The 22,255-nt window shown below is 66.3% G+C and carries 23 protein-coding genes; 8 read left to right on the top strand and 15 right to left on the bottom strand.

The features are described from left to right. Positions 1-198 precede the first annotated feature (198 nt). A complete protein-coding gene (locus AB0H00_RS15670; RefSeq protein ID WP_357266214.1) occupies positions 199-555 on the top strand; it encodes a hypothetical protein in 357 nt (118 codons plus the stop codon). 140 nt (positions 556-695) lie between these two features. On the opposite strand, the gene eccB is transcribed toward AB0H00_RS15670, so the two are convergent. Continuing rightward, positions 696-2,186 (bottom strand): type VII secretion protein EccB, encoded by a 1,491-nt coding sequence (gene eccB / locus AB0H00_RS15665; protein WP_357266212.1) that lies wholly within the window; start codon positions 2,184-2,186, stop codon positions 696-698. Positions 2,187-2,298: 112 nt separating this feature from the next. Between eccB and eccE the strand changes: the two genes are divergently transcribed. From eccE to AB0H00_RS15650, 3 genes are all read left to right on the top strand, one after another. Continuing rightward, a complete protein-coding gene (gene eccE, locus AB0H00_RS15660) occupies positions 2,299-3,942 on the top strand; it encodes a type VII secretion protein EccE (RefSeq protein WP_357266210.1) in 1,644 nt (547 codons plus the stop codon). Positions 3,943-4,776: 834 nt separating this feature from the next. Continuing rightward, on the top strand, positions 4,777-6,003 hold the full coding sequence (locus AB0H00_RS15655) for an MFS transporter (protein WP_357266208.1): 1,227 nt from the start codon (positions 4,777-4,779) through the stop codon (positions 6,001-6,003). After that, positions 5,993-6,745 (top strand): DUF6875 domain-containing protein, encoded by a 753-nt coding sequence (locus AB0H00_RS15650; RefSeq protein WP_357266206.1) that lies wholly within the window; start codon positions 5,993-5,995, stop codon positions 6,743-6,745. The genes AB0H00_RS15655 and AB0H00_RS15650 overlap by 11 nt, the downstream gene beginning before the upstream one ends. A 260-nt stretch (positions 6,746-7,005) precedes the next feature. Here the strand turns inward: AB0H00_RS15650 and AB0H00_RS15645 are convergent, their stop codons facing one another. Then, positions 7,006-7,569 (bottom strand): NAD(P)H-dependent oxidoreductase, encoded by a 564-nt coding sequence (locus AB0H00_RS15645; protein ID WP_357266204.1) that lies wholly within the window; start codon positions 7,567-7,569, stop codon positions 7,006-7,008. Between the two features lie 218 nt (positions 7,570-7,787). Here AB0H00_RS15645 and AB0H00_RS15640 point away from each other — a divergent pair, with 218 nt between their 5' ends. Continuing rightward, positions 7,788-8,618, top strand: coding sequence for an NAD(P)H-binding protein (locus AB0H00_RS15640; RefSeq protein WP_357266202.1), 831 nt, complete (start codon positions 7,788-7,790; stop codon positions 8,616-8,618). A gap of 98 nt (positions 8,619-8,716) precedes the next feature. Then, positions 8,717-9,712: a GAF domain-containing protein gene (locus AB0H00_RS15635; protein WP_357266200.1), complete on the top strand. Its 996-nt coding sequence runs from the start codon at positions 8,717-8,719 to the stop codon at positions 9,710-9,712. Positions 9,713-9,759: 47 nt separating this feature from the next. Here AB0H00_RS15635 and AB0H00_RS15630 read toward each other — a convergent pair whose 3' ends face one another. Beyond that, entirely contained in the window at positions 9,760-10,569 is an 810-nt protein-coding gene (locus tag AB0H00_RS15630; protein ID WP_357266198.1) for an S-methyl-5'-thioadenosine phosphorylase, read from the bottom strand. 246 nt (positions 10,570-10,815) lie between these two features. Between AB0H00_RS15630 and AB0H00_RS15625 the strand changes: the two genes are divergently transcribed. Then, positions 10,816-11,124: a metal-sensitive transcriptional regulator gene (locus tag AB0H00_RS15625; RefSeq protein ID WP_357266196.1), complete on the top strand. Its 309-nt coding sequence runs from the start codon at positions 10,816-10,818 to the stop codon at positions 11,122-11,124. 45 nt (positions 11,125-11,169) lie between these two features. Here AB0H00_RS15625 and AB0H00_RS15620 read toward each other — a convergent pair whose 3' ends face one another. From AB0H00_RS15620 to AB0H00_RS15600, 5 genes are all read right to left on the bottom strand, one after another. Continuing rightward, positions 11,170-12,198 carry a TAXI family TRAP transporter solute-binding subunit gene (locus AB0H00_RS15620; protein ID WP_357266194.1) on the bottom strand — a complete coding sequence of 343 codons (1,029 nt, stop codon included), beginning with the start codon at positions 12,196-12,198 and terminating at the stop codon, positions 11,170-11,172. Continuing rightward, complete coding sequence (locus AB0H00_RS15615) at positions 12,195-13,616, bottom strand: HAMP domain-containing sensor histidine kinase (RefSeq protein ID WP_357266192.1); 1,422 nt, start codon at positions 13,614-13,616, stop codon at positions 12,195-12,197. Before AB0H00_RS15615 ends, AB0H00_RS15620 begins: the two co-directional genes overlap by 4 nt. A 37-nt stretch (positions 13,617-13,653) precedes the next feature. After that, a complete protein-coding gene (locus tag AB0H00_RS15610; RefSeq protein ID WP_357266190.1) occupies positions 13,654-14,313 on the bottom strand; it encodes a response regulator transcription factor in 660 nt (219 codons plus the stop codon). Positions 14,314-14,359: 46 nt separating this feature from the next. Beyond that, positions 14,360-15,769, bottom strand: coding sequence for an MFS transporter (locus tag AB0H00_RS15605; protein ID WP_357266188.1), 1,410 nt, complete (start codon positions 15,767-15,769; stop codon positions 14,360-14,362). Positions 15,770-15,963: 194 nt separating this feature from the next. Beyond that, on the bottom strand, positions 15,964-16,797 hold the full coding sequence (locus AB0H00_RS15600; protein ID WP_357266186.1) for an LLM class F420-dependent oxidoreductase: 834 nt from the start codon (positions 16,795-16,797) through the stop codon (positions 15,964-15,966). A 173-nt stretch (positions 16,798-16,970) separates the two neighbouring features. On the opposite strand from AB0H00_RS15600, the gene AB0H00_RS15595 reads away from it, so the two are divergent. After that, entirely contained in the window at positions 16,971-17,423 is a 453-nt protein-coding gene (locus AB0H00_RS15595) for an Hsp20/alpha crystallin family protein (protein ID WP_357266184.1), read from the top strand. 67 nt (positions 17,424-17,490) lie between these two features. Here AB0H00_RS15595 and truA read toward each other — a convergent pair whose 3' ends face one another. The 7 genes from truA to rpmJ form a co-directional block, all read right to left on the bottom strand. Continuing rightward, a complete protein-coding gene (gene truA / locus AB0H00_RS15590) occupies positions 17,491-18,291 on the bottom strand; it encodes a tRNA pseudouridine(38-40) synthase TruA (RefSeq protein ID WP_357266262.1) in 801 nt (266 codons plus the stop codon). Positions 18,292-18,481: 190 nt separating this feature from the next. Then, positions 18,482-19,003, bottom strand: coding sequence for a 50S ribosomal protein L17 (gene rplQ, locus AB0H00_RS15585; protein WP_357266182.1), 522 nt, complete (start codon positions 19,001-19,003; stop codon positions 18,482-18,484). Positions 19,004-19,128: 125 nt separating this feature from the next. Further along, a complete protein-coding gene (locus AB0H00_RS15580) occupies positions 19,129-20,187 on the bottom strand; it encodes a DNA-directed RNA polymerase subunit alpha (RefSeq protein ID WP_357266180.1) in 1,059 nt (352 codons plus the stop codon). Between the two features lie 203 nt (positions 20,188-20,390). Then, the gene (gene rpsD / locus AB0H00_RS15575; protein WP_357266179.1) at positions 20,391-20,996 is read right to left on the bottom strand and encodes a 30S ribosomal protein S4; all 606 of its coding nucleotides are present in this window, start codon (positions 20,994-20,996) and stop codon (positions 20,391-20,393) included. A 20-nt stretch (positions 20,997-21,016) separates the two neighbouring features. Further along, positions 21,017-21,430, bottom strand: a complete 414-nt coding sequence (gene rpsK, locus AB0H00_RS15570; RefSeq protein ID WP_014981768.1) for a 30S ribosomal protein S11 — start codon at positions 21,428-21,430, stop codon at positions 21,017-21,019. 9 nt (positions 21,431-21,439) lie between these two features. Further along, positions 21,440-21,811, bottom strand: a complete 372-nt coding sequence (gene rpsM, locus AB0H00_RS15565) for a 30S ribosomal protein S13 (protein WP_040686660.1) — start codon at positions 21,809-21,811, stop codon at positions 21,440-21,442. Positions 21,812-22,057: 246 nt separating this feature from the next. Continuing rightward, on the bottom strand, positions 22,058-22,171 hold the full coding sequence (gene rpmJ / locus AB0H00_RS15560) for a 50S ribosomal protein L36 (RefSeq protein WP_011207363.1): 114 nt from the start codon (positions 22,169-22,171) through the stop codon (positions 22,058-22,060). Between the last annotated feature and the right edge of the window lie 84 nt (positions 22,172-22,255).

Here is a 22,255-nt window from a genome sequence, read left to right as displayed (position 1 = left end):
GCAAAACGGCAGATACCGCGCAATCGTGTCGGTCGGCCGATGCTGTCGCTTCGCCGCTTGCGGCGGCCGACGCTATTGATCGTCCGGCGCCGGGCCGATGCCATCTCCCGGGCACATCGGCCGCAAAGGGTTGCTGGTCGGTGGCGTGAGCCCCCGGCGCCGGACGCCCAATTCTTCCGTCGACGCGAAAGGCACCGCATGACACAACCGCCGCATCCGCTCGCCCCACACCCTCGCGCCAAGGCGCTGGGCTACCTGCGCGACGACGTGAGCGGGCAGGGGTGGCAGCACGATGAGCAGGCGATCCTGTCGCTGGCCACCCGGCTCGGCTACGACCTGGTGAAAACCGTGCGCATGAACCCCGACATCCACGACCCGCTGCACCGGCTGCTGATCATCGTCCGCCGCCTCGATATCGCCGCAGTGATCACACCCACCCTCGAACACATCGGCGCCCCCAGTCGCCTCTGCCGAGCCTGTTCCCTGATCACCATCACCCCGGAATACAACTGGGCACTCGCCTACCAACCATTCGACGGAAGTGCGCAATCGTGACCAGCGTCCCGGCGTCGGGTGCCCGCAACCAACAGAACACGTGCATGGGGGTAGCGGAATGCCCGCGGAAGCCGTTCACATACCGTCCAACGGCATGGGCGGGCAATAGTCGACTTACCAGTCAGCCGTTGGCCGATCGGCTACTTCGCCGAGGCGACCCGCTGCTTGGCGGGTGCGGGATCCGGGGCAACGCCGTCGTGGGCGACCATGGCGGCGTCACGGCCCATGCTCGGTCCGCTCGCAAGCAATCCGGCGATCGGCCACGGCGCCGGTTCCGGCTTGACACCGGATTCAGCATCCATGCCGAGCGCCTTCGCGGCCTCATTGTCCTTGATCCCGAAGCGAACACCGGTATCGGCGACATAGAACATGCCGTCCTTGCGTCGGCTGTCCGGTTCGATGCCGGTGGTCTGGACGAACGCGCCCGAACCAGGCGGGAAGTACACGGAGTCGACGTTGTCGCCTGTGCCGTCGGCCTGTGCGAGCGGAACCAGCTTGGCGCTGCTGGACATCGGCAGATCGCTGCCATCGATGACGGACAGTTCCGCTCGCAACGCGACGTCGGTGCTGCCGGAGACGCCCGGGATAGGCTTCCACGACAAGCAACTCACCGGTCGTGCTTTGGGCTGGACGATCGTAGGCGCGGTTTCGGGGTAGGTGGCGACGTTCAGCGCTCGCGACTCCGGCGCATAGGTCTTGTCGAAAGTCTGGATGGCGGTGCCGTGGTCCGGATTGCGCTGTGAGGCACGGATCACCTCGGCGGTAAACGGACTGACGGGTTGCAGGCCGTCATTCAGGAGAACGTAATTCTGATCAGCCTTGCCGTCGAGTTGCACGACCGTACCGATCTTCAGTCCGTTGATCGAGTATCCAGACGGTTGCCCACCCGGATCAGTGATCGTGGGCGGCGCAATCTGATTCACCTCGGGGATAGCGTTCAGCAGGCCCTCGCTGATCGGTCGAGGGGTCATTCCCCGGATCTTCAGCGGGTCGGTGACAGTCGGGTCGTTCATGTTGACGCGAGCGCGCGTTTTGTTCCAGACCAAGTAGACCGCGTCCTTGCCCTTCACCAGCAGCGCCTTGTCCTTGCCCATCGGCGCGGCCTTGTCGCCCAGTTCCAGATCACCGATCAGCACGGAGCTACTGCGGTCGTCGCTGCCGTCGGTCTTCAATGAGTCGCACACCGTCCAGACGCGCCCCTTGCCCTCCTTGTCGAAGTGCAACGAGCCGGGAGCGCCTGGGATGCCGATCAATTGACCGCGCGCCTTCTTCCCCAGCTCCGATTCCTTCACGATCGCGGGTTTGGCCGCGTCCCCCACGGCGAGGCGGGCCGAGGCGATGTTGAGCGCCGGATGCACCACGTCATCGATCACCACGTAGACGGCGCCGGACTCCTTGCCGATCAGGATCTTGTTGTCGCCGATCTTGTCCTGCGGTCGCAGCAACGCCAGCACGCCGCAGCCCGCGAGTACCACACAGGCCAGGATCAGACCGACCGCGTACGCGCGCGACTGAGAACGCATGGGGTCGTGCAGCATTCGCACGTCCCGACGCACCAAGGCGTGCTCCATTCGCCGGACCAGAAAGCGGTATCCGCTCACCTGCCAGCGTGTGGTGGGTTTTGAAGGCATTATTCCTCCCCCGAACAGTGCTCGCGCTCGCCGAACACAGTACAGTTCCCGAGGACTCTTGTTCAGCTCGGCCACTGCGAACCGGCCGACACCGGGTACTTGGGGGACGACGATGGCGGAACCGGCCGGAGCGGGATCACCGCCGCTCCTCGGACGCGTCTCGATGCGAAATCTGCTGATAGCACAGATCATTGGCCTGGTCGTCGGGTTGATCGCGCTGTTCGCCGGTCTTCCGGCACTACCCGCACTCGGCGCGGTGGTGGTAGCGATGCTGATCCCACTCATCCCGGTCGGCAAACGCACGCTGCTGGACTGGATCACCACCTGGTGGCGCTATTCCACCCGCCGGGAATACCAGCTCGGCGACACCGTCGACTTCCGCGGCGCGGACGGACGGTCGCTCGGCCTGTACTGGGACGGGAGCCGCGTGGTCGCGGTGGTCGAGGTGCTCCCCCCGCCCGGCGGTCTGACCAGGATCGCCCGCACCACAGTGCACGCCTCGCACCTGCTTCCGCTGCCGGAACTGGCGAATTGCCTGAACCAGCACGACATCCTGCTCAGCGGCATCGACATCATCAGTCATGGGCATCGCAGCCGCTCCGGCACGCCCGCGGGTCAGATCTACGAATCGCTGCTCGGCCCGCTGCCCGCCACCGCGCACCGCACGGTGTGGCTCGCGATCAGTTTCGACGCGGTGGCCTGCCCGGAGGCCGCGGCGCGGCGCGGCGGCGGAGCCGAGGGCGCCTCGCGCGCTGTCAATATCGCCACCCAGCGCATCATGCGCACGCTCGAGGATGCCGATTGCAATGCCCGGATCCTGACCGCGGCCGAGATCCGCAAGGCGGTGCTGCAAATCACCGGCGACTTCGCTCCGCGCACGCTCGAACATCGTTGGCGCTACGCGGAGATCGGAAACAGCGTGAACGTCGGCAGCGCGGTCGACCCCAAACATCTCGACTCCGAACTGCTCGCTCAGCTGTGGGTGGCCCCGTCGCGCGACACCACGGTGGCGGTGCGGCTGCGCCCCGGCAACTCGGCCGAGTCGGTAAGCATCGGTGCCGCTTGGCGATTGACCGCACGAGAGCTACCCGAACGGATCGAGCTGGCGGGCATGGTCTCGATGAACGGACGGCACCGCGACGGACTGCTCGCCCATCTGCCGATCGCCGTCCCCGGCTTGGACGACACCGTCCCGATGGCCGAGTACCCGATCGACGTGATCGACGCACTGCACCTGCCCTCCTCTGGCTGCGGCCAGCTGATCGGCTCGGACGACGAAGGACAGGGCGTCGCGGTCCGCATCGTCGGCGCGGGCATCTCGACGGTGTATGTCGCGGGCGAGTTGTACTTGGCTCAGCAGTTGGTGTTCCGCGCGCTCGCGGTCGGCGAGCGGATCCTGATCCGCACCGACCGGGCGCAGGCGTGGGAAAACCTGGTCACCACGATCGGCAACCCGGAGCGACTGACCATCGCCGTCGAGACCCACCAGTCCGACGCGGGATTCACCGCGACAGTGGTCGACGGGGTGCTCGCGCCCGCCCCGCATGCGGGCGTCACCACCATCTACGTGACGGGCGACCCGATGGGCTGGCCCGCCACCCGTCCCGACCTGGCCATCCACCAGCCCGGTGCGATCGGCAATCACGTCGTCTTGCGCACCGGCGCGGCCCAGGTCGACCTGACGCTGGTGTCCATCCCGCGCGAAGCCACCTACATCGGGCAGCCGCGCAGCCGTCGCGCCATGGCCAACCAGTAGCCACCGGCCCCGCGGCACGCGCTACGTCGAGCACGGCGGCGAAGATGCGGTTCGGCCGATCGGAGCGAGTCAGCGGGGCCCGCATATCACCAGCACCGTGTGCACAAACCCCGATAATCGAAATCCAGGCCACCGGCGGCGTACTTCCAGCGGGCGCCGAACGCGAACCGCTCGACCGCCCTCCCGATCCGACAGGCCCTCCACCTGGATTCTTCACCGACCCGAACTCGGCCTACAGCACCGCCGAACTCGACTTACTTACGACTACTTAAGTAACTGTGGATATAGCGCCCTTCCCCAGTCTCCGGCCTGAAGCAGACCTGGTACGCGCCAATCGCAAAGACCCAACCATCGCTGCGTTTCTACTCCGATGCCGGCGAACTACCGACTGGAGCCGGCATATCGCGGCCGAAGTGTCATAGCGCCACCCTGTCCGTCGCTTCACATCGAGAAGAACATCGAACAGGTGCGTTCCCTGTTCCTCGACACCCTGCGCAACTGGCCCGAAGAAAAGTTAGACAAGAACCGCCGAAGCATTGACAGACCTACATCCGATCGTTATCGTCGTCCTTGGTTACAATCTGTACGAGACGAGGAGTATTCGACATCGATCGGGAAACGCTTTTCATCTGACTTCCCGAGCATCGCGGTCCACCCGCGCTCGATACTGCGCGAACGTCGACAATAGCTTGTCCGCGTTCCCATATCTTCCCTTTCTTCTTCAACGGTAAGAATATTTCTCGTCAGCTCCCTCTGGTTGAGCAAAGACAAATCGGGAGCGCATATGTCGGCCCAGGTGTCGGCGGTTCTGAACAAAGAAATGCTGGCCAGCCGATGACCGCAACGGCAGTCGACAACAAGGCGAGTTCCAGATCCCTTCCCGCCGAAATATGGATTGTTTCCGTAGCCGCATTCCTCAATCGCACGGCAGGGTTCCTGGCGCTCTTTTCGGCAGTTTTCTACAAATCGATGGATCTGAGTGCATCGGCGATATCACTTGCGCTGTTCGCGGTAGGAGTTTCCGGAGTGCTCGGCTCGCTTGCCGGCGGCTGGTCCGCGGTGCGGTTCGGGCCGGTCAAGGTTCTGATCGTCGGTTCCGCCCTCAACGCGCCGCTGTTGCTCTCGCTCGGACTCGTGTCGACGAAACCCACGGCGACCATCGTCCTCGCCTCGCTGAGCGTAGCGGTGACGCAATCATTCACCGGACCGGCCGCGACCATCGTGACAGAGTCGACGTATGCGGGCAGCACAGTAACGGCATTCGCCTTTTATCGAGTATTTTTCAACGTCGGAACAACAGTCGTCCCCGCCGTCACCGGAATTATCGGAACCGGCAATTTCACGCCGCTCTTCTTCCTGTCGTCCATACTCTCTTTGACGACAGCAGTCATATTATCGAGTGAGCAGTCTCGAATAACCAGAGTGACCGAGTCCACCGAACTCGAGCCGAGTAACAAGCCGAACTCGACATTCGAGACGGACCGGTCGTACGATACCTACCGGCGAGTACGACTCTGGGCCGTTGTCGTCGTATTCGGCATCGCGATGCTCATTCATGCCACAAGCCTGAGCAGCATTCCACTATCCGTTCAGCGATTGAACCAGGGCGACCGGCTGTATACCGTATTGTTCCTGATCAATCCGGCTGTCATAATTCTGCTGGAACTTCCGCTCAGTTTCTTGGTAGCTAAAGTCAGATGGAATTACTCCTTCGGGCTGGGAGTTTTCATCAACGGCGCGGGGCTTACGCTATGCGGCATCGGGACCAATTGGACCGTCTGCATTGTCGGGTTCGTTATCTTTTCCATTGGTGAAGCAATTTTCGTACCGCTGGTAAACGCGTCCGTCGCGGATATTTCATCAGGCTCCGAGAACGCCCGTTTCCAAGGGTATCTATCGGCTGCGCAGGCGATCGGTTTCGCAACAGGGCCGGGCATCGGCGCCTTCGGCGTCCTGCAAAATCCCTCCCTTTTTTGGCTGGTGATTGTGCTTTTTTCACTGGTCGCTGGAGTGGCGGCAACAGTATCGGGAATCAAGATGCGGAGAACCCATGTCGAGTAACTCGGCCGTAAGTGACAGCTCCCCGGCGGCCATCATCAATGCACGGTCCCGTACCGGACAGCGGTCGGGGGTCGACTGGGTCAGCCTGTTCGACGACCCCGGCGAATGCGCCCACCGCTTTCCCGATGTCGAAGTTCTCATCCAGTGGATCGACGACTATCTGATCCGTCCCCACCAGAATCTCGGCCGCACCGGCGCGGTGTGCCCATTCGTCAAGCAGGCTGTCAAGGGACACACTATCTGGACCGCCGTCATACCCGGCGACACCGAGCCGACTGTGGATGCCATGCAGGACATGGTCGATGACGCCATGGACATCTACACCGATCTCATCGACACCGAAACCGACACTCCACTGCACACTGTGGTGACGATATTTCCGGACCTGACCGATTGCCGCCCGATAGATACGGTGCAGTCCGCCCGCAAGTCCCAGTTCGTCGAGCGCGGACTCATGCTCGGCCAGTTCTATCCGGGATGTCGGCAAACCGGATTGTGGAACAAGGATTTCTACCCTTTGGACTCGCCCATGCCGATGTTGGTGGTCCGGAAGATGATGAAATCGGACTTCCCATTTTTGGTCAGCAGCCGAGAGTGGCTGTTCGCCTATCTATCGCAATACGCCCCGGATCTCCCTGCCCGACTGCGCCGCTCGATCGCCGAACGGCTACAGGTGCACGGCCAACAGTCCGAAGCCTTCGCCGAACTCCGCGTCCACGACATCAACCAGCGACTCGACTAGTGCCGTCCCCCAAACACTCAGGTTTCGGCGGGTGACGCGGATGGGTTCGACTTCTGATGATTTCTCGGTGACCGTCGGATAATAGCAAGCGAGGAAACAGATTCGGTGCTCCCCGGTTGCGCTGGAGGGTTGCGGCCACAAGCCGGACTCATATCTCAGCACGCAAACCGAATTACCGTCCACGAGAATAAAAAACATCATCTTCGAGCGCGAAGACCAGACCCACACCCGTTTCAGGACCAGTGATTTGGCGATACGGCCTAATGACCCGGGTACGGGTCGGCGGTGCGGGCAGCCCGCAATGTGCGTGCCCACCAGGCCAACTGGCGCAGCAAGCGTTCCGCGGCGTCGATCGCGGCGCCATCCCTGGTGTCGCCAGCGTCGTCGAACTGCCTTTTGGCCTGGTGGAAGCTGACCGTCTCGCGGACAGAGACCATATGGATCTCGGCGACCACCTGCCGCAGCTGCTCCACCGCACGCAGGCCGCCGGAGAGGCCACCGTAGGAGACGAAAGCGATGGGTTTTGCACGCCATTCGTGTTTGGCGGTGTCGAAAGCGGTCTTCAGCGATGCGGGGTAACCGTGGTTGTACTCGGAGGTGATGGCGACGAAGGCGTCGGCCGCGGCCAGCCGCGCACGGTAGGCCGCCGTCTCGTCGGTCTCGGTGAGGTCGACGGGCAACGGGGTGTTGGCGAGGTCGATGACGCCTGTGTCGAACTCCGGGTGCCCACGCACCGTGCGCAGAAACCAGTCGGCGACCACCGGCGCGAACCTTTTCGGACGCACGCTGGCCACGATGACCTCGAGTCGCAACGGGGTATCCACCGCGCGAGCCTAACCTCCTGTGTATCGCCCGCGGTGCACGGACATCAGTCACGGACCGCCGCGATTGTTCGGCCCGCGCCAGCACCGCACTCACGATGACGCGACGGGCCAGGCCGTAACGCGGTTTCCCGCCGTCGATGGGCGAACTCTCACCTGAACGCGCTGCGTGCCGCTATGTTCGGCACGACAAGCGCAGTGCGGTCACGGGAGGACACGAAATGATCCTGGTAGCCGGAGCCACCGGCAATGTCGGCGCGGAACTGGTGCGGACGCTGAGCAAGCAGGGCGAGCCGGTCCGGGCGCTGGTGCGCGACGCGGCGAAGGCCGCCCTGCCGTCCGGAGCCGAGGCGGTCACCGGTGATCTGAACAGGCCGGAGACGCTGAGCGACGCGCTCGACGGCGTGCACGGCATGTTCTTGCTGTCCGGCTACAACGACCTCCCCGACCTGCTGAAACGTGCGAAAAATGCCGGGGTGCAACGGGTCGCGCTGCTCTCGGGCGGCTCGGCCGCGCTGCAGGACCTGGATAATGCCGTGTCCCGCTACATGACGCTGTCCGAGCGGGCGGTACGCGCGTCCGAACTAGCCTGGACATTCCTGCGGCCCAGGTCGTTCATGTCGAACTCGCTGCGCTGGCTGCCCCAGCTCGCGGTCGGCGACGTCATCCGCGTGCAGTTCCCCGATGTCCGGGTCGCTGCGATCGATCCCGCCGACATCGCTGCGGTCGCGGCGACGGCGCTCACCGGCGGCGGGCTGGACGGGCAGGTCCTCGAGCTGACCGGACCACAGGCGCTGCTGCCCGCCGACCAGATCGCGGTGCTCGCCGCCGTGCTCGACCGCCCGCTCGTCGCGCACGGGCTCAGCAATGAGGAGACGAAGGCCGAGTTGACGGCCACCATGCCGCAGGAGTACGTCGACGCCTTCCTCGGCTTCTTCGCCGACGGCACGCTGGACGAGGCGACGCTCTACCCCACTGTCGAGCAGGTGATCGGACGCCCTCCGAACACCTTCGAGCAATGGGCGACGGCGCACGCCGACGCGTTCGAGTGAAATGACCCCCATTCACCTCTCCTGACCGAATTCGGGCACCATATTCTCTGGCTATCAGCCTGACCGTGGCATCGGGGTTCGATTTCGGGAGGGAGACTGTGATTATCGGACGCTGGCTGGTGATCGAAACGCTCGGCCAGGCCGACACCTGGTCGGTGCTGGTAGCCGGATCAGCACCGCGGGAGTGGAAGTCGTATCACCGTGCGGTGCCCGCGCGATTGCAGCCGATCGTCACCGCGGCCTACAGCTGCGGCACGGCCGTCGATTACGAACTGCCACCGTCGCGACACGTCTGGTCGGGGCGGCAGGTCCAGGCGGCTCCGCTGCTCGGGCCCGGCGACCGGGTGCACGCGGTCCGACTGTGGGTGGGCAGCGGCGACCCGCCCGTGCCGGTCGGTATCACACCGTTCACCGTCGATGGCCGCACCCGAAGGGTCGAGGCGGTCCAGGACGAATCCGGCTCGCATTTCGATCGCACTCGCACCGTGTGGATCGGTGCGGAAGCCTTCGAGATGATCGAACGTTTCGACAGCGCACTCGAACTCGTCACCACGATGGCACGCTCGGAACCCGGCGGCCGATGGCTCGACACCGCCACCGTGCGTTCCACCATCGGCCCGCGCACCCTGCTGCTGGCGGCACGCAACCCGGATCCGGACCGCCACCACTGGGTCGGTGTCGCCGTCGACGTCACTGACAGCGTTGCGCCGCAACCCAAGTCGTTCGAGGCGGCCACCCTGGAACTGCTACGCGGCAGGCAATCGAACCTCTACCTTCTCGTCGTCGACCTGGCCCAGGTCCGGCTGGTCCGCTGGGTCACCGAACCTGTCCCCGGATTGCGCTGGGGTGGTGTGACAGACGAACGCACCATGCCACATCCGCACGACCGGCCTCGGATCCTGACCGCCCGCGCCGATGTCCGAGCGGGTAGCCGGCGGGTTCGGCTCGACGGGGTACGGTTGGCGGCGACCACCGGTGACTGGATCGTCGCCGACGTCGAGGCATCACCCTTGCCCTGCGGCACGCCCGACTTCCCACCAGCGGCATTCGCGCTGGTCCAACTGGCGGTCGTGGGACATCCGGCCGCCGAGTGATCCGCTGATGGCCGCGAACTCGGCCATCCCCGGCACCCGCATCGGGCTCAGGGGAGTTCGAATGGAAGCGACACTCCCGCATGTACGCGACACCGCTCACAGGTTTCGGTGCCGTCGACCGCGCTTACCGCGCGGCGGACGAGTTCCTTGAACGGCGGGAGATTGCGCTTGAACTCGGCGAAAACGTCGGCGGCGTGCACGCCGCCGCCCTCCTCCAGCCCCGCGTCCAGATCGGTCACCAAAGCGACTGCTGCATAGCACATTTCGAGTTCGCGGGCGAGCACGGCTTCGGGATGGCCGGTCATGTTCACCAGCTCCCAGCCCTGCGCGGCGAACCATCGGCTCTCGGCGCGGGTGGAGAAGCGCGGCCCCTCGACCACCACCATGGTCGCGGAGTGCATCATCGGCAGCGCGTCGGTCTCGGCCTTGATGGCGGCGGCACGCAGTTCGTCGCAGTACGGGTCGGCGAACGAGACGTGGATGCCGCCACCGTCGAAGTAAGTCTGCGGTCGGCCGGAGGTCCGGTCGACCAGCTGGTCCGGGACCGCGACGGTGCCGGGGCCCCAATCCGCGCGCAGGCTACCGACCGCGCACGGCGCGAAGATCCGCCGCGCGCCGAGCGAGCGCAGCGCCCACAGGTTGGCCCGGTACGGCAGGGTGTGCGGTGCGTATTCATGGTTCTTGCCATGCCTGGGCAGGAAGGCCACCGGCCTGCCCTCCACCTCGCCGACCGCGATGGCCGCACTCGGCGATCCGTACGGGGTCTCGACCTCGACGGTCGTTGCGTCGTTGTCGAAGAAATCGTAGAAACCACTTCCACCGATGACGGCGAGCGCAGGCCGAGAGTGCGAACTCATCACGCAATTGTCTCGTCTCGCGTCGACCGCCGCATCGCGGGGCGGCGCGACCGCGCCGGCGCGGCGTCGGGGATGATCACCGGAGGTATCGTTCGACGTGGAGAGGGACGTGCCGGGTGCGCGCGCCGACCTGGGCGCGGCCCGTCGTACGGGGGGCCTGACCTGACAATTCGCCCCGATCAATGTACCCTAGGGGGGTACTGATTCGGTCCGCTCCGCAGACCGGCAGGCAGCGAGGAGACACCGGTGGCAGCCACCCCCAACGATCATGCGACGCACGGCTACATCACCGCCAAGGACGACTACCTCAAGCGGCTGCGCCGCATAGAGGGTCAGGCGCGCGGTCTGCAGCGGATGGTGGAGGAAGAAAAGTACTGCATCGATATCCTCACCCAGGTATCCGCCATGACCAAGGCGCTGCAAGCGGTCGCGATGGGCCTGCTCGAGGACCACATCAGCCACTGCGTGGTGGATGCGGCGGTCGCGGGCGGCCCCGAGGCCGAAGCCAAGATCAAGGAAGCCACCGACGCCATCGCCCGCCTGGTCCGTTCCTGACCGGTCACGCCCGCGCATCGCCGGTGGCCGGGAACAGGACGCAGATCAGCCGTGCCAGCGGCGATAGACCTCGGCCGCGCCGGGATGCAGTGGGATAGAACCGGTGCTGATCAGCGAGCGACCGTCCAGGAACTGGGTGCCCGCCGCCTCGGTGGGCACCAGCGAATCCGCCTGCCACACCAGGAGCTCCGCGACCGAGGCGGCTACCCGGTTCGGCATGGCGGCGGTGGCGAGCAGGAGGTTCGCCACACCGATCGTGTGTACCGCGACGCCACCGGGGTAGGCGTCGGTGGGGATGGCGACCCGGTCGTACACCGGCCCGAACCGCTCCCGCATCGGCGCGGCCAGTTCGCCCATGTCTACCAGCCGCATCCGGCTCGGCACCTCGAGCAACGCAGTCGGCACACCGCCTGCCCACAACAACGCGTCCACGTCACCATCGCCCAACGCCGTCACCGCCTCAGGCAACGGTCGATGCGAAATCGCCACATCGGCGGCGGGATCCAATCCCGCGACCCGCAGAATCCGCTCGCCGGTCAGCGCCGCACCAGACCCTTCCGCCCCCAGACTCACCCGCGCCCCGCGCAGATCCGCGACCGCACCGATCGGGCTATCAGAACGCACGACCAGTTGCAGGTAGTTCTCGTACACCCGCCCCAGAGCCGACAGCGTCGCGGAGCGACTCGATGAGGGGTGGTGGTCGGGCGACGGGTGGGCCAGCGTCGCGGAGCGACTCGATGAGGGGTGGTGGTCGGGCGACGGGTGGACCACCCGGTCGGCGCCGTCCCCCACCGAGTCCGAGAGCGCGAGCGCGGCATCCACCTCTCCGCGGGCGAGTAGCGCCAAATTGGCCTGAGAACCCGCCGTGGTGACCCGTTCGATCCGCACGCCCCCGTCCTTCGCCGCGGCGGCGCCGAGTAACCCCGCGAACGCGTGATAGAAGCCGCCCACCTCACCGGAGGCCAGCCGCACCGTGACCCCCGCCCCCCGCGGACCGCACCCCGCGACTCCGGCCGCGACGGCGAGGGCGAGGAATCCGCGCCGACCGATACCACCCAGTTCGCGTCGCGTCATCGGTCCACCGCCGCGGGCAGCCGGACACCGATCGCGAGGCCGTGCGGATGGATCGCTTCGACCGTGAGGGTGCCACCGCGCGCCTGCGTCAGCGCCGCGGCGATCGGCAGACCGAGCCCGGAGCCGCCGGCCGGTGCCGACGAGCCGCGGAAGAAACGAGTGGTGAGCTTGTCGATCTCGCCGGGCCGCACCCCCGCACCGTCGTCGCGGACGGTCACCGTGACCCAGCCGGGCTCCGTCGCGACGGTCAGCTCGGTGTGCGCGCCGTGACCCGCGTAGCGCGACGAATTACTCAGCGGGACGTCGAGGATCTGGGCGAGCACGTCAGCGGAGACAGCGACGTCGGCATACGCGGGCGACGGCGCGACGCGCAGTTCCTGGTCGGCGGCCTCGAATGCCGAGCTCCAGGCGTCGAACCGGTCGGCGACCACTTGGACGGCGTCGCAGTGCCTGTCGTCGGCGGCGCTTCGCACGGCGTCGAACGCGGCGGGTGTCTCGGCGACGGCGAGACTGAGCAGGCCGTCGAGCAGCGCGGTGAGGCGGTCGACCTCGGCGCCTGCGCCACGGAAGGTGCTCGCGGCGGTCTCCGGAATCGCGGGCTCCAAGGAGTCGAGTCGAATTGTCAAGGCGGCCAGCGGATTACGCATCGCGTGCGCGGTGTCGGCGACGAGCTGGCGCTGCGCGTCCGCGGAATCGGCGACGGCGAAAGCCATGGCGTCGAACGATTCGGCGAGCGCCTTCATCTCCGGCGGCCCACCGTGGCGACCCGCGATCGATACCGGCGTGGCGGTGTCCGCGCGGGGCTTAGGCAGCGTCGCGGTCAACTCCGCGACCGCGTGCGAGAGCGCCGCCAGCGGCCGCAGCACCCAGCGGCTGAGCGTCACCGCCAGCAGCATGAACAACATCATGGCCACCACGCCACCGACCACGATCACCGCCCAGGCCCGCCCGATGTCGGCGCGGGCTCGAGTCGTGGACGCCTCGATCACGACGGCTCCGTTCACCTGCACGCCGGTGCCGACCGGCCGCGCGACGAGCATGGTCGGCGCGCCCCACGGCGCCAGCTTGTCCACCGCGTGCGGACGCTGATTGCGGCGCGCGGCCGCCACCGCCGCGACGACCCCGGGATCGTTCACGTCCGCGCCCGCGTTCACCGCGGTGGTGCCCCTGGCATCGACCACGAGCACGTTCTCGCCGTACAGCTCGTGATAGCGGCTCACCTCGTCGGCCAGCGCACGACTGTCGCCCGTGGTGACGGCGTCGTCGGCGAGGTTGGCGAACCGGTCGGCATCCCCGGAGCGAGCCAGCACCAGCTGCTGGGTGCGGCTGGTCGCGATGGTCAGCGACAGTGGAACCGCGAACGCCAGCACCGCGATGGCCGCGAAGACCGTCAGCGCGGCCAGCAGGCGACGCCGCATCGCACACCTCCGGCCCGCCCGGCCGCGGGCATCGTGCTCACTGCCCCCACCGATATCCGTAGCCGCGAATGGTGGTGATCAGGCCCGGCCGATTCAGCTTGGCTCGCAAGCCGGTCATGTGCACGTCCAACGAGCGCGACACCGCGACGAAGGCATCGCCCCAGATCCGGTCCATCAGCTGCTGGCGGCTCACGGCGGCGCCCGGCCGTTCCACCAACGCCTCGACCAACTCGAATTCCTTCTGCGTCAATGTCACGGGCGCGCCGGCCACCTCGACCACGCGGGCGTCGAGGTCGACCCGCACGTCACCGGTGACCACCACCGACTGCGCGTGCTGCGCCGCGGCGGCCGCGCGCCGGGTCACCGTCTCCAGCCGCGCTACCAGCTCCGCGATCCGCGGCGGCTTCACCAGGTAGTCGTCGGCCCCGCCACGCAGGCCGCGCACGATGGAGCGTTCGTCGCTGCGCGCGGTCAGGATCAGCACCGGCATGGTGCTCACCTCACGCAATCGGCGCAGCACCTGCAGGCCGTCACCGTCGGGCAGTCCGAGGTCGAGGATCACCGCGTCGTAATCGCGGTGGGCGATCAGCAGATCCGCCCCGCGGCGCAGACGTTCGGCACGGAAATTACGGGCGTTGAGCGCCTCCACCAGCGCATCTCCCACGCCGTCGTCGTCCTCGACCACCGCAAGCCGCACGCGCCGATCCTCCCATAGCGGCTGGATCGGCGCGTGTGCCGGGCAGTCAGTCACGCACAGTGACGAACGGTCGTCCCGGCTCGGCCGACGCAACGTCGGACCTGGTATCGGCGTCGGCGGTCGGCTCCGCGTCGATCGTCGACGCGGTCGAGGTCTCCCGCATGAAGTAGTAGGTGACCAGCGAGACGGCGATGCATCCCGCGACGTACCAGAAGTACAGTGACTCGTGGCCGCCCTTCTTCAGCGCCAGGGCGATCGTCTCCGCCGTGCCGCCGAAGATGGCGACGGTCAGGGCGTACGGCAGACCGACACCGAGCGCGCGGATCTTGGTCGGGAACAGCTCGGCCTTCACGATGGCATTGATCGAGGTGTACCCGGTGATGATCACCAGGGCACCCATCATCAACGCCCAGGCCGCGACCGGATTGGTGGTGCGCGCGAGCACAGTCATGATCGGCACGGTCAGCACGGTGCCCGCGACGCCGAAGAAGATCAGCAACTTGCGCCTGCCGACCCGATCCGACAGCGCGCCGGCCAGCGGTTGCAGCACCACGAAGACCAGCAGCGCGACGAAGTTGATCCACGCGACGGTCGACTTGGAGATGCCAGAGGTGTTGATCATGAACTTCTGCATGTAAGTCGTGTACGTGTAGAAAGCGACGGTTCCACCCAGCGTCAGCCCGATAACCAGCAGACATTCGCGCGGGTACTGCAACAGGATGCGCAGCGAACCACGCGACTTCTGCGCACCCGCGGACCCTGCCGTCACGGCATCGGCTGCGCTCTTCACCCGCTCCGATTCAGCACGGAACTGCTCCGACTCGTCCATGCCGCGCCGCAGCCACATCACGATCAGCGCACCGGCCGCGCCGATCACGAACGGAATCCGCCAGCCCCAGTTGTTCATCTGGGCCGTGTCGAGGAACTGCTGCAACACGATCTGCACGCCGAGCGCGACGAGCTGGCCGGCAACCAGGGTCACGTACTGGAAGCTGGAGTAGAACCCGCGCCTACCCGCCGAGGCCACCTCGGACAGATAGGTCGCGCTGGTGGCGTACTCACCGCCGACCGAAAGACCTTGCAGCAGCCGGGCCACAAGCAGTAAGGCGGGCGCGGCCAGGCCGATGGTCTGATATCCGGGCGTCACCGCGATCATCAACGAGCCCGCCGCCATCACGGTTACCGACAGGGTCAGCGCCGAGCGGCGACCGAACCTGTCCGCGTACCGGCCCAGCGCCCAGCCACCGATCGGACGCATCAGGAAGCCGACGGCGAACACGGCGGCGGTGGACAACAGCTGCGCCGTCGGATCGTCCTGGGGGAAGAACGTCTTCGCGAAGTACACGCTGAATGCGGCGTAAACGTACCAGTCGTACCACTCGACGAGGTTGCCGATGGATCCGCGCAGAACGTTCGCGACCACCCGGCGCTCGCCTACTGGCTGTGTCGTAGTCACAAGATCTCCTCACTCCGACGCCTCATCGCGTCGTCGCAGATCAGTGTGTTGGCAGTCACAAGCCAGACGGAATGGCTCTGCTCGCTTCCTAACAGTCCCTTAGGACGATCGTGGCAAAGCCCCTGGTGGTTGAGTGAAACGGGTTCGGTCCCCGGCTGACGCCGAGGACCGAACGAGTTCGTGCGAAGGAAAGCTCAGGACCTTTCGGCGAGCAACGGCGCGAGGGTGCGCAGCGCCGCGAGGTAGTCGTCGCCGAGGATCTGCGGGGCCACGTGGTTCGCGCCGGCGTCGAGGTGTTCGGTCAATCGGGCGGCGACCTGTTCCGGCGTGCCGTGCGCGACGACGGCGTCGAACACCCGGTCGCCGGGCGGGGTGGTGAGGTCGGCGTCGGTGAAGCCGAACCGGCGGAGGTTCGACACGTAGTTCGTCAGGCCGAGGTAGAAACCGATCGTCTCATCGGCTACCGCGTGCGCTGCGCTCGGATCGTCGGTCAGCACGACCTTGTGCTCTGTCGCCAGCAGGGCATCCGCGCCGATCGTGCGGCGGGCCTGCGCGGTGTGCTGTGGCGGCACGAGATACGGTAGCGCGCCCGCGGACCGCTCGGCGGCCAGTTTCAGCACGCGCGGGCCGAGCGCGGCCACCGCGCGGCGCTCGGCGGGCACACCGGCGGCGTCGAGTTCGTCGAGGTACTCGACCAGCGCGTCGTAGGGCTTGCGGTATTCACCGGTGTGTTCCGGGTGCCCGGCGCCGACGCCGAGCAGGAACCGGCCGGGGAAGCGCGCCTCGATCCGGTGGAACGATTCGGCGGCCTCCTTCGCCGCCGACGCCCAGATGTTCACGATGCTCGTGGCCACGGTGATCGTCTCGGTCGCCTCCAGCAGCGGCTCGACCGTAGCGAGATCCGCGGGTGGTGAGGCGCCCAACCACAGCGTGCCGTAGCCCAGCTGCTCCAACTCCCGCGCGTCCTCTGGGCTGAACCCGTTGTACGCCCGCCACACTCCGAACCGCCCGAGACTGTCGAATGTCATGTCCCGACCCAACACAGGCACGCATACCGGTATTCCATGCCCGTCGGCGACAGAGGGCTGGTCCTGACAGGTCGATAGCCCTCGCGGCCAGAGAAGGCTAACGTGGCGGGTGCACAGCTATCGGCGCCCGCCGCCGTGGCAGGCGTCACCACTGGGAAATGGAGGTGATTGCTGTGCTGAGATTCGATCCGTTCCATGACATCGACACCGTCGCTCGTCAGCTGCTCGGTGAAACCGCCGGGACCGCTCGCGCACCGAGATTCATGCCGATGGATCTGTTCAGAGCGGGAGACCACTACGTTCTGAATGCCGACATGCCAGGTGTCGACCCAGGCTCGATCGACGTCAGTGTCGACAGCGGCACGCTCACCCTGCGCGCGCAACGTACCGTCTCCAGCGAGGAAGGCGTCCAATGGATCGCCTCGGAACGCTTCGCGGGCACGTATATGCGTCAGCTGTCCCTCGGCGGCAATGTCGATGCCGACAAGATCAACGCGACATACAACAACGGTGTGCTGTCGGTGACGATCCCCATCGCGGAACGCGCGAAGCCCCGCCGCATCGAAATTTCCGGCGGGTCTCAGCCGAAGACGATCGAAGCGCAATCAGGGCAGTCGTCGAAGTGACCGTCGTTTCCCCCCGCACCCCTGCGCGGGTGCGGGGAAACCCTGTTTCCGAATACCCCTCAACGCCTCAGTCGCCGCAGCATCTCCCGTCCCGGACCGGGACAGACCGTATCTCCCGCGTCTGCGCATTGCGGGCGGCGAGGTCCGCGTCGGCGGGATAATCGACGCCGATCAGGCTCAGCCCGTGCGCGGGCGCGACGGTGACCGCACTGGAACGCTCGGTCTCGTGCAGCAGCTCGCCGACCCACTCCGGAGTGCGGCGGCCCTCCCCGACCGCGAGGACCGCACCGACCAGGCTGCGAACCATGGACCAGCAGAACGCGTCCGCGCTGACGTAGGCGGTCAGCAGGTCACGGTCCCGCACCCAGTCGAAGCGTTGCAGCTCGCGGATGGTGGTCGCGCCCTCCCTCCTGCGGCAGAACGCGGCGAAGTTGTGCAGCCCCAACAGCTTTCGCGAAGCCGCGCGCATGGCCTCGACGTCGACGCCGGACCGGCAGGCGACAACGCTGCGCGCATGTAACGGCTCGGCGCCGTATGCGGCGGTGGTGAACCGATAGGCGTAGTGGCGGCGGATCGCGGAGAACCGCGCGTCGAAATCCGGCGATGCGAGCCGTGCATCCTTGATCCGCACGTCCTTCGGCAGAAACCGCGCCATCCGATGTACCAACTTGCCCGCATCCAGCTCGGCAGTCGTATCGAAATGCGCTACCTGCCCCTCGGCGTGCACGCCCGCGTCCGTACGCCCCGCCACGGTCAGCTGGATCGGCTCACGGAACACCTTGCTCAGTGACTCCTCCAGCACCCCCTGCACGGTGCGCAGTCCCGGCTGACGCGCCCAGCCCAGGAAATCAGTGCCGTCGTAAGCGATAGCGAGCCGGACACGCGCCCTCGGTGCATCCGCCGCGCCGCTCTCCGGCGCATGCGTCGCATCGGGTCGCGGCTCGGCCGACGTCGATCCCACCGAATCCTCCACGGTCACACGATCTCCTAGTCGAAACGAACAAGCCCGCCGACCCAGTGCGGGTGGCGGGCTCGTTCGAGAACTGTGACGCGAGGCGTCAGGCGTCCTTCTTGTACTCGGCGGCCCCGTCGACAGACGGAGCTTCGGCGGTCTCGGCGACGGCCTCGTCGGCCTTCTCCTCGACGACTTCGGCGGCCGGCGCCTCCTCGACCTTCTGCGACGCGGCAACGCGGCGGGCGCGATCGGCTTCGTTGGTCACGGTCTTCTCCCGGACCAGCTCGATGACCGCCATCGGCGCGTTGTCGCCCTTGCGGGGCAGGGTCTTGGTGATGCGGGTGTAGCCACCCTCGCGCCCCTCGAACGACGGGCCGATCTCCGCGAAGAGGTCATGCACGACGTCCTTGTTGCGGATGACCTTGAGCACCTCGCGACGGTCGGCCAGGGTGCCGCCCTTCGCCTTGGTGATCAGCTTCTCGGCGTAAGGGCGCACGGCCTTGGCTTTGGCCTCGGTGGTGGTAATCCGGCCGTGCTCGAAGAGCGCCGTGGCCAGATTGGCGAAGATCGCCTTCTGGTGTGACGCCGACCCGCCGAAGCGGGCACCCTTCTTGGGCTTGGGCATTGTGTGGTTCTCCTTGTATTTTGCCGGCGCTCCCGGGGCCCTCCGTGGTTACGCTCCGCTTCCGCCTACGGGCCCGTCGCTCGCGCCGGGGTTGTCGGCCGGTCCGGGGCGCCTACCCCGACGGCCTAGAGCTGTTCGGTCTCGGCGTAGTCCTGCTCGCCACCGTCGGTGTCACTGAATGTGCCGTTGTCGCTCCACGTCCCGGTGCTGGCGTCGTAGCCCACCACGCTGGACGGGTCGAACGACGCCGGGCTGTCCTTCAGCGAGAGGCCCAGCGCGTGCAGCTTGACCTTGACCTCGTCGATGGACTTCTGGCCGAAGTTTCGGATGTCCAGCAGGTCCGACTCGGTGCGGGCGACCAGCTCGCCGACGGTGTGCACGCCCTCACGCTTGAGGCAGTTGTAGGACCGGACGGTGAGGTCCAAGTCCTCGATCGGCAGACCGAACGAGGCGATGTGGTCCGCCTCGGCCGGCGAGGGGCCGATCTCGATGCCTTCCGCTTCGACGTTCAGCTCGCGGGCCAGGCCGAAGAGCTCGACCAGGGTCTTGCCCGCCGAGGCGAGCGCGTCCCGCGCGCTGATGGAGTTCTTGGTCTCCACGTCCAGGATGAGCCGGTCGAAGTCGGTGCGCTGCTCGACACGGGTGGCCTCGACCTTGTAGGTCACCTTGAGCACCGGCGAGTAGATCGAATCCACTGGAATCCGGCCGATTTCCGCGCCGGACGCCTTGTTCTGTACGGCGGGGACGTAGCCGCGACCGCGCTCGACGACGAGCTCGATCTCCAGCTTGCCCTTGTCGTTCAGGGTCGCGATGTGCATGTCCGGGTTGTGCACGACGACGCCGCTCGGCGGAACGATGTCACCGGCGGTGACGGTACCGGGGCCTTGCTTGCGCACGTACATCGTGACCGGCTCGTCCTCCTCCGAGGACACGACCAGACCCTTGAGGTTCAGGATGATGTCGGTGACATCCTCCTTCACACCCGGAACGGTGGTGAACTCGTGCAGAACGCCGTCGATACGGATGCTCGTAACCGCCGCCCCCGGAATCGAGGACAGCAGGGTACGGCGCAGCGAGTTGCCGAGGGTGTAACCGAAGCCCGGCTCGAGCGGTTCGATGGCGAACTTCGAGCGGTTCTCGGCGACGACCTCTTCGGTCAGTGTCGGACGCTGTGAAATCAGCATTCGGATCATCCTCCTGTTTGGGCGCCCGCTATTTGACGCCTCGTCTTAGGGGTTGTGCGTGATCGTCACTTGCGGTGCCGTTTCGAGCGACCTGCGAGCAGTCGCCAGCGGTGCCGTTTCGAGCGACCTGCGAGCAGTCGCCAGCGGTGCCGTTTCGAGCGACCTGCGAGCAGTCGCCAGCGGTGACGATCACGCACCGCTGATTACTTCGAGTAGTACTCGACGATCAGCTGTTCCTGCAGCGGCACATCGATCTGAGCGCGGTCCGGCTCCTGGTGGACCAGGATCCGCAGGCGACCCGGGATGACCTGCAGCCAGCCAGGAACCGGGCGGTCACCAACCGTCTCGCGCGCGACCTGGAACGGCAGCGTGCCGAGCGACTTCTCCTTGACATCGATGATGTCGTACTGGGAGACCTTGAAGCTGGGAACGTCGACCTTGCGGTTGTTCACCACGAAGTGGCCGTGGCTGACCAGCTGGCGAGCCTGCCGACGGGTACGCGCCAGACCGGCGCGGTACACGACGTTGTCGAGCCGGGTCTCGAGCAGACGAAGCAGGTTGTCACCGGTCTTGCCCTTGAGGCGGTTGGCCTCTTCGTAGTACCGGCGGAACTGCTTCTCCATGACGCCGTAGGAGAAGCGCGCCTTCTGCTTCTCCTGCAGCTGAAGCAGGTACTCGCTCTCCTTGATCCGCGCGCGGCCGTGCTGGCCGGGCGGATAGGGGCGACGCTCGAACGCCTGGTCGCCGCCGACGAGGTCGACGCGCAGACGACGCGACTTGCGGGTGATGGGGCCTGTATAACGAGCCATTTTTCGCTATTCCTTTCCCGCTAGACGCGACGCCGCTTGGGCGGACGGCAGCCGTTGTGCGGCTGCGGGGTGACATCGGAGATCGTGCCCACTTCGAGGCCGGCGGCCTGCAGCGAGCGGATCGCGGTCTCGCGGCCCGAGCCCGGGCCCTTCACGAACACGTCGACCTTCTTGACGCCGTTCTCCTGCGCCTTGCGGGCGGCGTTCTCGGCAGCGAGCTGCGCGGCGAACGGGGTCGACTTGCGCGAACCCTTGAAACCGACGTGACCCGACGACGCCCAGGAGATGACGTTGCCGTTCGGGTCGGTGATCGACACGATCGTGTTGTTGAACGTGCTCTTGATGTGCGCGTGGCCGTGCGGGACGTTCTTCTTTTCCCGGCGACGCGACTTCTGGGTCTTCTTGGGGCCGGAGGCCCTTGACTTCGGAGGCATCGGTTATCCCTACTTCTTCTTGCCGGCGACGGTGCGCTTCGGGCCCTTGCGGGTGCGCGCGTTGGTCTTGGTTCGCTGGCCACGCACGGGCAGGCCACGACGGTGGCGCAGACCCTGGTAGCAGCCGATCTCGATCTTGCGACGGATGTCGGCCTGCACCTCACGGCGCAGATCACCCTCGACCTTGAGGGCCGAACCCTCGATGTAGTCACGCAGCTGCGTGACCTGCTCGTCGCTGAGGTCCTTCGAACGCAGGTCCGGGCTGACGCCGGTCGCCTCGAGGATCTCCTTGGAGCGGGTACGGCCGATGCCGTAGATGTAGGTCAGCGCGATCTCCATGCGCTTCTCGCGCGGGAGATCAACGCCCATGAGACGTGCCATATGGCAGTTCCTTAGTGTCGCGGAGGTCTGCTCCCTGTCCGTCCCCTCGTCTTATGGGGCACCGGCCTCCGAACCGGTGGTAGGCGCGCACGCCCCGGGCGAACCCGGATTTCCGCAGCGTGCGGCTGGTGCTGGGAGTTCTTCTTTGCCAATCCGAACTGCGGTTCGGTGCTTGGCTGGTGCTGCGTCGAGCGGCGCCCTCGGCAAGCCTCAGGCGCGGTGGAGCGAGGTCTCCCCCGCTTCCGCTCAGCCCTGGCGCTGCTTGTGGCGCAGGTTGTCGCAGATCACCATGACCCGGCCATGACGCCGGATCACCTTGCACTTCTCGCAGATCTTCTTGACGCTCGGCTGAACCTTCACGTCCGTCCAATCTGTTGTGGTTCACACGGGTGTGAACACAGGTTTCCCCAGTCGGCGACTGGGGAAGTCTCTGTGATGAGTCTT

Source organism: Nocardia sp. NPDC023852, from assembly GCF_040639505.1.
Taxonomy (GTDB): Bacteria; Actinomycetota; Actinomycetes; order Mycobacteriales; family Mycobacteriaceae; genus Nocardia.
Note: the sequence above shows the minus strand (reverse complement) of the source record. Positions and strands in the feature narration are given on the sequence as shown.